Below are 10,676 nucleotides of genomic sequence, written 5' to 3'. Positions count from 1 at the left end.
AGCTGACTGACTTAAAACAGTACCAGCGTGGTCAGCGCGCACGTCGACGCAGGTTCCGGTCGGCGCCCCGGCGGTCAGCCGCTGCGGTGCGGGGCGAGCTCGCCGGTCACGACCTCCTCCAGGGGCCGCCGCGGGGTGGCCGGCACGGGCGATCCGTAGCCGATGCGCAGCACGATCTGCGGCCACAGGCCCCCGCCGATGAGGTGGCGCAGCTCTCGCCGGGTGGCCGGCACCTCGACCACCTGGGAGAGGAACGAGGCGGCCAGCCCGTTGGCGGTCGCGGTCAGCAGCACCCGCTGCATGGCCGTGCCCGCTTGCAGCTGCGCGTGCTTGGAGTCCTGGAAGGAGCCGAGCACGCAGATCATCGGGTCCGGCTCGAAGTCCTTGCCCGGCACGCGGGGACGCGCACTGCCGCCGCTGAAGTCGCGCAGCACGTACTCGTCCTGCGGCTCGGGGATCGGCCCGCTGCTGCGCGCCGGCACGCCTTCGCTGTCCTCGCCGCTCCTGCCGGTCCAGCGCCGCCACTCGGCCACGAACGCCGGGTCGTCGAGCTGCGCCTGGTGCGCTTGCCGGGCCAGCCCGCACAGCACCAGGCGCTGCGGCGGGTCCAGGACGGCGAGCCAGCCCCGCTCGGCCTCGGCTGCGTGCCGCAGTGCCGCCTGGAGCGCGGCGGGCACCGGGTCGGGGTGGAACGGCTTGCGGTTGGTCCGGCGTCGCAGGATCGCCGCCGCGAGTTCCCGCTCGGCCGGGGTCGCGGGGCGCTGCGCGGCCGGCCGCACCGTCGCCAGCAGGTCCGGCTGCGCGGGGTCGGGGAACAGCCGGACGTCCGGGAGCGTCCCGCTGGCGCGGATCGCCAGGCGCAGGTTCAGCAGGGCGGCGCCGCAGGCCAGCATGAGCTCGCGGTGCTCCGGGTCGGCCACCTCCAGCGCGCGCGAGCGGTCGGCGTGCAGCTCGATCGCGCTCGGCGTGCAGTGGAACCGCCAGGGCTGGGAGTTGTGCAGCGAGGGCGCGGCGGTCGCCGCGAGCAGGGCGTCGCGCACGTGATCGGCGGTCAGGGCGCCCACTGGCGTGATGGTCGTCTTCATGTGGTTCCTCCGTCGCCCGCTGCACCCCAAGCCTGTCCGGGCGATCGTGGGGGAGGTAGAGCCGATGGTCACTGTCCGGCAGCAGGGCGATGACGAAGTGCTCTGACGCCCGGGCCCGTGGGGGGAGAGCCTGGAGTGGAGCCAGTGGGGGGAGTGCGCATGTCGAGCGAGGCGGTCGTGGTCGGGTTCGACTTCAGGGAGTCGTCACGGCGCGCGGTGCGCTGGGCAGCGTGGGAAGCCGCTGGTCGCGGCCGACCGCTGCACCTGGTGCACGTGCTCGCCTGGCCGTTCGAGGAGCGCACGGCCATCCGGGTGCCGGGGGAGGGCGACGTGAGCGAGCCCCTGGTGCAGGCGCTGCGCCGCGAACTGGCCGACCTCGTCGACGAGTGCAAGCGCATCGACGCCGACCTGCCGGTGCGCAGCGAGCTGCCGTTCGGCGACCCGGTCCAGGTGCTCGCGGGCATGGCGGCCACGGCCGAGCTGCTGGTGCTCGGCGGGCCGCGGCTCGAACCGGCCGTCGGGGTGGGGGCGACCTCGGCGGAACTGCTGGCCCGGCGCGGGGGCGCTCCGGTCGTGGTGGTCCGCGGCGGGCGCGACGAGCCGGGGTCGGACCCGGTCGTGGTGGGCGTGGACGGGTCGGCGGGCAGTCGCGCCGCGCTCGAGTTCGCCTTCGACTTCGCCTCCCGCAACCGCTGCGAGCTGGTGGCCGTGCACGCCTGGAGCGACCTGCCGCTGGACCCGTTCGAGCGGGTGGCGCGGTGGGAGCTGCCGTGGTCGGAGGTCCGCGAGGAGGCCGAGGGCGTCCTGGCGGAGGCGATCGCCGGCTGGGGCGAGCAGTACCCGGACGTCTCGGTCCGGCGCGTGGTCACCCCGGAGAAGCCCACCCAGGCGCTGCTGCGGGAGGTCGAGCAGGCGCAGGCGGGACTGGCGGTCGTCGGCAGCCACGGCCGGGGCCGCGTGCGGCGCAGCCTGCTCGGCTCGGTCAGCCACGCGGTGGTCAACCGGGCGCCCTGCCCGGTCGCGGTCCTGCGGGTGTCCTGAGTCCACTGCGGACCGCCTGAGTCCAGTGCGGACCGGTCGGGTCAGGCCGCGGCCAGGAACATCGCGCCCATGCCGACCGCCGTGGCGGCGTGGCAGGCCGCCTCGTAGGCGGCCGCGCGCTGCGGCCGGGTCCGTGCGAACCGGCCGATGTCCACCGCCGCGGACAGCCACGGCAGGGCGGTCAGGACGAAACCCACGCCCAGCGCCAGGAACCCGGCGGCCTCCGTTCCGGCCGGAGCGACCGGTGCGGCGGCCAGGGTCCCGGCTCCCACCGCGTGGTGGTGGACGTGACCGGACCCGGGCGCCGGGGCGGGCATCGCGACCAGCATCCAGCACATCGCCGCCGCCATCACCGCGTGGTGGGCCTGCTGCCACCGGCGGTGCCCCGGGCACCAGCGGGTGATGGCGGTCAGCAGCAGGAACCACGCCGCCATCGCCCCGAGCACCACCAGCTGCGGGCCGACGGGCACCGCGGTGCCCCACGGCCAGCACATCGCGAGCATCGCCGCGCACATCACCACGTGCCAGGCCGCGTTGATCCGCACCACCGGGCCCCCGGGCGTCACCCGGTCCGTCCCGGCTGCGGCGGCGCGGCCGGACAGCGGCGCGATCGGCTCCGCCCGGACCAGCCGGTGCAGCGCCCACGACCCGGCAGCGGTGAACAGCACCGTCAGGACCCAGCGGAGCAGCAGGGGTTCCACCACGGTCAGGCTCCCTCCGTGCGCGCGCCGAGCGCGACGTCGACGACCAGGAACAGCAGCAGCGAGGCGCCCAGCAGCGGGAACGCGTAGGCGGTGAACGCGGCGACGAGGATGACCGGCGCCAGCACCCGGCCGGGCACCCGCCGCCACGCGCCGCGCTGCGGTGGGGAGCCGAAGCCGCGTGTCGGCCGGCGCAACCACCACATCCGGTAGCCCATGCCGACCAGGGCGGTCAGCCCGGTGGTCAGCGCGGCGAGCAGCAGCTGGTTCGGCAGCCCGAACAGCAGGCCCATGTGCGCGTCCACACCCCAGCGGGCGAGCTTGGCCATGAGCGGGTGGTCGGCGAAGCGCAGCTCCGCGACCACCTGCCCGGTGCCCGGGTCCACCGCGACGGAGTCGAGCTGCGTCGGCCAGTGCCGTTCGGTCTGCGTGACCGCGTAGGCGCCCCCGCGCGGCGCGGTGATCTCCACGGGCCCGGTGATGCCGTGCGCGACCGCAGCGGCGTGCACCCGGTCGAAGCCGACGTCCCCCGTCGGGGGGTGCGGCAGTGCCGTGGACACGGTCGGCGTCTCCCACGACAACGCGCCGCGCAGCTGCGTCACGTGCTCCCCGGCGAACAGCGACCAGGTCAGGCCGGTGGCGGAGAGGAACAGCAGGCCGGCGCACGCGCACAGGCCGACCGCGCCGTGCCAGGACAGCACCCGGGGCCGACCCCCGCCGCGGAACCGGGGCACGACCAGCGACGTGCGGCTGCGGCGCTTGCGCCGCACCCACAGCAGCAGCCCGCCGAGCGCCACCACCCACAGCCAGCTGGCGGCGAGCTCGCTGTAGACCCGGCCGGCCTCCCCGAGGTGCAGGTTGCGGTGCAGCTGGGCGAGCCAGGTGCGCACCGGCAGCGACTGGCTGCTGCCGTAGGTCGGCAGCACGCCGCGGACCTCGGCGGTGTGCGGGTCGACGAAGACGGTGCGGTAGTGGCTGTCCTCCTCCACCTCGGGGTCGTCGAAGATCACCCGCGTGGTGTCGGTGGGCGTCGGCGCCGGGCGCACGGCGGTGAGCTGCGCGCCGGGCAGCGCGTCGCGGGCCACGTCGACCTGGACGTCCAGCGGGTGCACCGTGGGGCCCGGCGGCACGTGCAGCTCGCGGTCGTAGAGGGCCTGCTCCAGCTGCGGGCTGAAGACGTAGAGCAGCCCGGTGACGGCGGTCACCACCAGGAACGGCCCGACGAAGACCCCGGCGTAGAAGTGCAGGCGCCGCACCAGCGGTCGCAGCGCGGGCCACCACGGCTCGTCGGTGCGCCGCACCTGCGCTGCTCGCTCGCGGACGCCGGCCTCCTCGACTGACATGCTGCTCCTCGTCCCGATCGACGTCGTCCGCAGGAGCAGTCGTGCGGGAGCGCGCTCCGGTTCCCGGTGGTGTGGATCTCGCAGTCCGGGACGGTCCGCGCCCGGCCGGTAACCTTCGTGATCATGAACCGCTCCGCGGCCGACGACGCCCGGCTGACCGACCTCGCGTTCGCCGCGGGGCGCGGTGACCGGGCCGCACTCGAAGCGTTCGTCCGCGCCACGCAACGCGACGTGTGGTGCTTCCTGGCGCACCTCGCCGACGTCGGCAGCGCCGACGACCTGGCCCAGGAGACCTACCTCCGGGCGATGCGCAGCCTGTCCCGGTTCGAGGGGCGCGCCTCGGCGCGCACCTGGTTGCTGTCGATCGCCCGCCGGGTCGCCGCCGACCGGGTGCGCCACGAGCGCGCGCGACCGGTCTCCCCGGTCGACGTGGCGGCGGTGGACCGCCCGCAGCGGGGCCGGTTCGAGGAGGTCGTGGAGCTCACCGTCATGCTCGACGACCTGGCCCCGGAGCGGCGGGAAGCGCTGCTGCTGACCCAGGTCCTGGGACTGTCCTACCAGGAGACCGCCGAGGTGTGCGGGTGTGCTGTCGGTACCGTGCGCTCCAGGGTCGCCCGGGCGCGGGAGGACCTGCTGGGGGAACGCCGGGGCCGGTCCGAGGAAGCCGGGTGAGACCGGGAACTGCGGGGACGCGGGGGACGACTGGAGGGACGTGGACTGTTCGCACATGCGCGAGGCCATCTCGGCGCGGCTGGACGGTGAGGAACCACCGGTCCCCGGGGCCGAGCTCGACGAGCACGTAGCGGGTTGCCCGGACTGCCGGGAGTGGCAGCGTCGCGCCGCCGAGCTGACCCGGCGGTTGCGCGTCCGGCCGGCCGAACCGGCGCCGGACCTGGTCGGTGCGGTGCTGGCGCGGCGGCCGCGCCAGCACCGCTGGCCCCGGCCGCTGCTCGGCTGCGTGGCGGTGTGCCAGCTGCTGCTCGGGCTGGTGCAGGTGACCGCACTGGCCCACCTCGGCCACGACGGGTCGATGGGCGCGCACCTGTTCAACGAGAGCACGGCGTGGAACGTGGCGCTGGGCGTGGGACTGCTGCTCAGCGCCCTGCGGCCGAGGGCGGCTGCCGGGCTGCTGCCGGTGCTGTCGGCCTTCCTCGTCGTGCTGACCGGGTTCTGCGTGGTCGACGTGCTCAACGAGGCCGTCCCCGCGGCGCGGCTGCTCTCGCACGGCGTCCTGGTGGTGGGGCTGGTGCTGCTGGTCGTGGTGCGTCGCGACCACCGCGACGCCCCCGGTCCGGGAGCGGCCGAGTGGTCCGGGCAGCGGGCGAGCGCCGACGGGGTGGACGGTCCGCCGGACCACGACGACGAACCCGTGCGCCGCCCGCACCGGTCGGTCAGCCGCCACGCCGCCTGAGGCCGCACCGACCGGACCGGGAGGGGGCTTGATCTCCGGCAGCGGCCCGGGCAAGCTGTCCGCGCAGAACGGGCGAGTCGGGGTCCGGCGCGGTGGCCGGAGATGCGTCCGGTGGAACCAGCGCGCCTGGAGGCACCTCGATGCTCACCCCCGACGACGTGCGCAGCGTTGTCTTCGCCAGGGCTTGGCGGCGCGACCACGGGTACGACGAGGCTGAGGTCGACGCGTTCCTTAAGCGCGTGGTGGCGACGTTGCGCGGCAAGCCGCTGGTGACCGCGCGCGACGTGCTCACCGTCCGGTTCAGCCCGCGCAAGCGCGGTCGGCGCGCCTACAAGAAGAAGCAGGTCGACGCCTTCCTGGACCAGGTCGCGCTCACCTTGATGAAGCGCGAGGTCCGGGCGTCCCAGCAGCAGGAGCGCGCGGAGGCGCGGCGCGCCGAGCCGCCGCGGCGAGGCGTACCGGAGGCCGCCGGGCGCGAGGCGGATCCACCGCAGCGGCGGCCCGAGCGGGTGCCGCGCGCCGAGTTCGACACGGCCGGGCCCCAGCAGCGCGCGTTGGACAAGGCCGAGGTGGACGCGTTCGTGGACCGCGTCGCGGCGACGTTGCGCGGCGAGGACACGCTGACCGCGCACGACCTGCTGACCGCCCGGTTCAACCCGCCGCAGCCGGGCCACCCCGGCTACCAGGAGGCCGGCGTGGTGGCGTTCCTGGTGATGGCCGCGGCCAGCATCCGGCACCTGGCGCCGCGCGCCCGCGCGATCCCGGCGCAGCGCATGCCGATCGCCCGGGCCTTCCGGCGGGGGGCCACCGGTGGCCGCGGGCTGACCGCGGAGGCGATCAGCAGCGTGGTGTTCAACGAGCCGCCGGAGGGCACGCCCGGCTACGACGTGGACGAGGTCGACGACCTGCTCGACCGCGTCGCGGCGACCCTGCGCGGCGCGGACGGGCTCACCGCCGCCGAGGTGCGCGCCGCCGAGTTCCCCCAGGTCCCGGTGGGCGGGTACGACCCGGTCGAGGTCGACGCGCTGCTGGACCTGGTCGCCGAGCACCTCGACACGGCGCGCACGCCGGACCGCGCCTGACCCCGGCGCTCAGCGCTCCTCGAGCAGCCGCTGCAGCGCGTCGAACGCCTGCACCGCTCGGGGTTCCAGCGCGGCCGCGATCTCGTCGGCGTCCTGCCCGGCGAGCGTCCGCCGCTGCACCTCGCGGAACAGCGTCCGGTGCACGGCGACGACGTGCGCGGCGACCAGACCGGCGGTGAACTCGTCGAACTCCTCGGCCAGCGCCGCGGCCAGCGCCGCCTCCCGCTCCTCGTGGATCTCCCGCAACCGGGCCCGCAGGGTGGGGCTGCCGGTGACCAGGCGGACGAAGTCCGGGCCGGCGAACCCGAGCATGGCGTCGCGGCGGGCCAGGTCCTCGAAGCAGGCGCGCCGCAGCGCCGCCAGGGGCGACTCACCGGGACGGCGTCCGGCGACGACCTCACCGAGGCGGGCGATGAACTCCTCGTGGATGTCGAGGACGAGGTCCCTGGGCCTGTTCGTCGCGGGCTCGACGCTGTGCGGGCTGGCCTGGTCGGTCCCGTCCCTGGTCGCTTCGAGACCCGGGACCGGGCCGCTCGCGCGCACGCCACGCAGCTGGGCCCGGACAACCCGTTCTTCGCCCACCCCCGGGAGATCGAGCGCGAGGTGTGGCCCACCGAGGACGACCAGCTCGCCAAGTCGGTGGTGCCCACCACCGTGCCCGAGGACGACCTGTTCGCCGGTGTCCGCGGCAGCTCAGCTGCGGGCGCGTGAGCTGCGCGAGGACCGGCTGGTGCGCAACCCCAGGGCGCGGCGCACCTGGCGCAGCGCTTCGTCGACCACGACCTGCAGCGGGTTGAACCTCACCACGAGGACGACGGCGTCGCGCGGCCCGAGCAGCCGCGCGAACCACTCGTCGACGTCCGTGCGGTCGGAGGTGGGGCGCTGGGTCCACAGCCCGGCCTCGGTGTCGTCGTAGGCGTCGGTGATGACCAGCGTGTCGGGGTCCAACCGGTCGGCCTGGTCGAGGTCGGCGGCCGCGTCCGCCGCGATGCGCCGGACGTGCTCAGGCACCGCGAAGCCCGGCGCGGGCCAGGTGGCGTCGTCACGACCCGTGGCGGACGACCACGCGCCGTACACCAGTGGGTTGCCGGTGCGCATCACCGCGTACAGGCTGCGCGGCGCGGCCCGGACGATCGCCGAACGCAGCAGGACGCGCCAGATCGTGCTGGAGATGCCGGTGCCCTGGTGGTCCGGGTGCACGCCGGCCGAGGCGGCGTAGAAGCACGTGCGGCCGCCGAACCGGCGGTCGTTGCTGGCCACCCACGCCACCGGGAGGCCGGTGGCGTCGAAGACGACGACGAGACCGGACAGGTCGTCGAGGTTGTCGTCGGAGAGCCACTGCTGCCAGTACTGCTCGGTCGTGGCGGTGAACGCCTGCACCGCCACGGCCGGGAACGTGCTGCGCAGGTGCTGCCGAGCCGCGGGGGAGAGCCGGGCCCCGCCGGTCCACAGCAGACCGGTGAGCCCGCGGCCGACGGCGACCTCCTTCGCGCCGTGGCGGACGTCGGACGGCAGGTGCAGGCGGGTCGAGTCGTTCATCTCCGTCTTCCGAGTCGTTCGGTGGCTGCCGAGGCGGTTTGACCGCGCCTCGGGGGCTCGAGGTCGAGGACCGCGCGCACGGCCGCGGCGAGGCGGGCGCGCGCGTCCGCGGGGACCTGCGCGGCGCCGTCCGCGGTGAGCCGGCCGAGGTGGCGGCGCAGCAGCGCGGTCGGCAGGTCCACCACGCACGTGGTGATCACCTCGACGCTCGGTCCGTCGCGCCGGCCCCACAGCGCGGACGCCAAGCGGCACAGCACCTCGGACACCAGCTTCCGGTCCAGCCCGAGCAGCGCGTCGGCGAGCTCCTCGGGGAGGTCCGGGCCGAGCAGCTGCTCCCGGCGCACCGTCATGAGCATCCGCGCGGCCGCCGGGCGACCCTCCGCGAACACCGCCGGTGCGTCGGCGGCGGCGACCACCGCGTCGACCGCCCCGGCTCGGCCCAGCGCTTCGTCGACGAGCTCCGACTGCAGGGCCAGGAAGTCGGTGGCGGCCCGCAACCACAGCCGTCCGCGCAGCGCGGCCAGCGAGCCGAACGCGTGGTAGATCGCCCCGTTGGGCACGCCGCTCTCCGCCGAGAGCCGACGCACCGTGAGCCCTTCCGGGCCCACGTCCGCGACGAGCCGCTCGGCGACGTCGAGCACCCGGTCCAGGTCGTGCACGCGCGGTCGAGGCACGCGCTCACGGTAGTGGAGCGCGTGCTCCACAACAACGTGCCGGCGATCACGCCCGCCAGCCCAGCCGTGCAGTGCAGCACCGAGCCGCCCGCACCGGGCGTGGACGGCAGGTCGTGAGTGCGCAGACCGGTTCCAGGCGGTTCCACCGCTCACGACCCCGCCCCGCCCGCCGCACGGTCAGGTCAGCTTCACCTGGCGGTTGACGTCCTTGTAGAGCAGGTAGCGGAACTTGCCGGGACCACCGGCGTAGCAGGCCTGCGGGCAGAAGGCGCGCAACCACAGGAAGTCACCGGCCTGGACCTCCACCCAGTCGTCGTTGAGCCGGTAGACGGCCTTGCCCTCCAGGACGTAGAGGCCGTGCTCCATCACGTGCGTCTCGGCGAACGGGATCACCGCGCCCGGCTCGAAGGTCACGATGTTGACGTGCATGTCGTGCGCGAGGTCGTCCGGGTCGACGAACCGCGTGGTGGCCCAGGCGCCGTTGGTGTCCGGCATCGGCGTCGGCTCGACGTCCTGCTCCTGCACCGCGAACGGCTTCGGCGCCGGGATGCCCTCCACCGGCTCGTAGGCCTTGCGCACCCAGACGAAGCTGGCCACCGAGTCGGACTCGTTGGCCACCGACCAGGTCGCGCCCGCCGGGAGGTAGGCGTACCCGCCCGGGGTCAGCTGGTGCTTCTCGCCCTCGATGACCACGTCGAGGTCGCCGGTGAGCAGGAACAGCACCGACTCCACGCCGCGCTCCGGCTCCGGCCGGTCACTGCCGCCGCCGGGCGAGACCTCGACGACGTACTGCGCGAACGTGGTGGCGAACCCGGCGATGGGGCGGGCGAGGATCCACGAGCGGGTGCCGGTCCACCCCGGCAGGTTGCTGGTGACGATGTCGCGGAGGACACCGCGCGGGATGACGGTGTACGCCTCCTTCACGATGGCGCGGTCGGTCAGCAGCGTCGTCTGCGGCGGCAGGCCACCCTCCGGGGCGTAGTACGTCGGCTCGCTCACTGTTGGCAACTCCTGTCCTGGTCGACGTTCGCACGCTGCCGCGCCGGCGTGCCGGGTGCGCCGCGCTGCGAGCGTTCGAGGCCAGCCTAAGCCGCACAGGCGGCCAGGAACACCCTCGACAACGTCACAGTGACGAGCCCGTGACCGGCGCCTAATCGGTTTGGCCGCGACGTCCCGGGGCCGCCGTGGCGGGCCCACGCGGCGCCGGTGCCGGCGGCGTGCTCGGACGGCCCGGTCGGCCACCGCGGACAGCGGCCCGTGCCCAGGGCGACGGCCCCGGTGGTGCGGCTCCGCGCGGAGCCGCACCACCGGGGCCGGTCGGGTCACCTGCCCTTGCGGGCGATCGGGATCTCCTTGCTGACCTGCGTCTGCTTGCGGGGCATGCGGATGGTGAGGATGCCCGCGTCGTACTCGGCCTGGATCTGGTCGGTGTCGCAGCTCTGCGGCAGCAGCATCGACCGGCTGTAGTGGCCGTAGTGGAACTCGCTGTGCTGGTCGCTGCGTTCCTCGTGCTTGCGCTCAGCGTCGATCTTCAGCTGGTTGCCCTCGACGTTGATGTGGATGTCCTCGTCCGGGTTCACTCCCGGCAGCTCGCAGCGGATGACGTACTCGTCCCCCTCGGTGAACGTCTCCACGCGCAGGGCGTGGCGCTCGCCGAACGGCCACTCGTTCTCGAACATCTGGAAGATGTCTGCCAACCCCACGCTCGGTCGCGGCAGCATGCTGCTCATGGTGTGCCCTCCTCGGCGACGGGACTCGGACGCACCGCGTGGGTACCCGGTCGGCGCCTGCGGCCAACCC

General features: G+C 74.7%; 12 protein-coding genes. 4 read left to right on the top strand and 8 right to left on the bottom strand.

All coding sequences use genetic code 11. From position 1 onward, the window contains the following. Nucleotides 1-74: 74 nt before the first annotated feature. Nucleotides 75-1,085: an Acg family FMN-binding oxidoreductase gene (locus HNR68_RS17180; protein ID WP_179722389.1), complete on the bottom strand. Its 1,011-nt coding sequence runs from the start codon at nt 1,083-1,085 to the stop codon at nt 75-77. 159 nt (nt 1,086-1,244) lie between these two features. On the opposite strand from HNR68_RS17180, the gene HNR68_RS17175 reads away from it, so the two are divergent. After that, complete coding sequence (locus tag HNR68_RS17175) at nt 1,245-2,126, top strand: universal stress protein (RefSeq protein WP_179722387.1); 882 nt, start codon at nt 1,245-1,247, stop codon at nt 2,124-2,126. 41 nt (nt 2,127-2,167) lie between these two features. On the opposite strand, the gene HNR68_RS17170 is transcribed toward HNR68_RS17175, so the two are convergent. Together HNR68_RS17170 and HNR68_RS17165 are read right to left on the bottom strand one after the other, a co-directional pair. Then, nucleotides 2,168-2,830, bottom strand: coding sequence for a DUF5134 domain-containing protein (locus tag HNR68_RS17170; RefSeq protein ID WP_179722385.1), 663 nt, complete (start codon nt 2,828-2,830; stop codon nt 2,168-2,170). Between the two features lie 2 nt (nt 2,831-2,832). Next, nucleotides 2,833-4,170, bottom strand: a complete 1,338-nt coding sequence (locus HNR68_RS17165) for a PepSY-associated TM helix domain-containing protein (RefSeq protein WP_179722383.1) — start codon at nt 4,168-4,170, stop codon at nt 2,833-2,835. A gap of 123 nt (nt 4,171-4,293) precedes the next feature. Between HNR68_RS17165 and HNR68_RS17160 the strand changes: the two genes are divergently transcribed. The 3 genes from HNR68_RS17160 to HNR68_RS17150 all read left to right on the top strand — a co-directional run bounded on the left by HNR68_RS17160 (nt 4,294) and on the right by HNR68_RS17150 (nt 6,663). Next, nucleotides 4,294-4,842 (top strand): sigma-70 family RNA polymerase sigma factor, encoded by a 549-nt coding sequence (locus HNR68_RS17160; protein WP_179722381.1) that lies wholly within the window; start codon nt 4,294-4,296, stop codon nt 4,840-4,842. A gap of 55 nt (nt 4,843-4,897) precedes the next feature. After that, nucleotides 4,898-5,581 (top strand): zf-HC2 domain-containing protein, encoded by a 684-nt coding sequence (locus HNR68_RS17155; protein ID WP_179722379.1) that lies wholly within the window; start codon nt 4,898-4,900, stop codon nt 5,579-5,581. Between the two features lie 140 nt (nt 5,582-5,721). Continuing rightward, nucleotides 5,722-6,663 (top strand): DivIVA domain-containing protein, encoded by a 942-nt coding sequence (locus HNR68_RS17150; RefSeq protein ID WP_179722377.1) that lies wholly within the window; start codon nt 5,722-5,724, stop codon nt 6,661-6,663. A 9-nt stretch (nt 6,664-6,672) separates the two neighbouring features. Here the strand turns inward: HNR68_RS17150 and HNR68_RS17145 are convergent, their stop codons facing one another. From HNR68_RS17145 to HNR68_RS17125, 5 genes are all read right to left on the bottom strand, one after another. Beyond that, a complete protein-coding gene (locus HNR68_RS17145; RefSeq protein WP_179722375.1) occupies nt 6,673-7,206 on the bottom strand; it encodes a TetR family transcriptional regulator in 534 nt (177 codons plus the stop codon). A 150-nt stretch (nt 7,207-7,356) separates the two neighbouring features. Then, nucleotides 7,357-8,202: a GNAT family N-acetyltransferase gene (locus HNR68_RS17140; protein WP_179722373.1), complete on the bottom strand. Its 846-nt coding sequence runs from the start codon at nt 8,200-8,202 to the stop codon at nt 7,357-7,359. Then, complete coding sequence (locus HNR68_RS17135; RefSeq protein ID WP_343050198.1) at nt 8,199-8,876, bottom strand: helix-turn-helix domain-containing protein; 678 nt, start codon at nt 8,874-8,876, stop codon at nt 8,199-8,201. Before HNR68_RS17135 ends, HNR68_RS17140 begins: the two co-directional genes overlap by 4 nt. A gap of 177 nt (nt 8,877-9,053) precedes the next feature. Beyond that, nucleotides 9,054-9,875, bottom strand: a complete 822-nt coding sequence (locus HNR68_RS17130) for a bifunctional allantoicase/(S)-ureidoglycine aminohydrolase (RefSeq protein WP_179722371.1) — start codon at nt 9,873-9,875, stop codon at nt 9,054-9,056. Between the two features lie 323 nt (nt 9,876-10,198). Next, nucleotides 10,199-10,606, bottom strand: coding sequence for an Hsp20/alpha crystallin family protein (locus HNR68_RS17125; RefSeq protein WP_179722369.1), 408 nt, complete (start codon nt 10,604-10,606; stop codon nt 10,199-10,201). Nucleotides 10,607-10,676 lie beyond the last annotated feature (70 nt).

It is taken from the genome of Saccharopolyspora hordei, from assembly GCF_013410345.1.
GTDB lineage: Bacteria > Actinomycetota > Actinomycetes > Mycobacteriales > Pseudonocardiaceae > Saccharopolyspora > Saccharopolyspora hordei.
The sequence above is the reverse complement of the archived record's forward strand: the minus strand, read 5'-3'. Positions and strand labels throughout refer to the sequence as shown.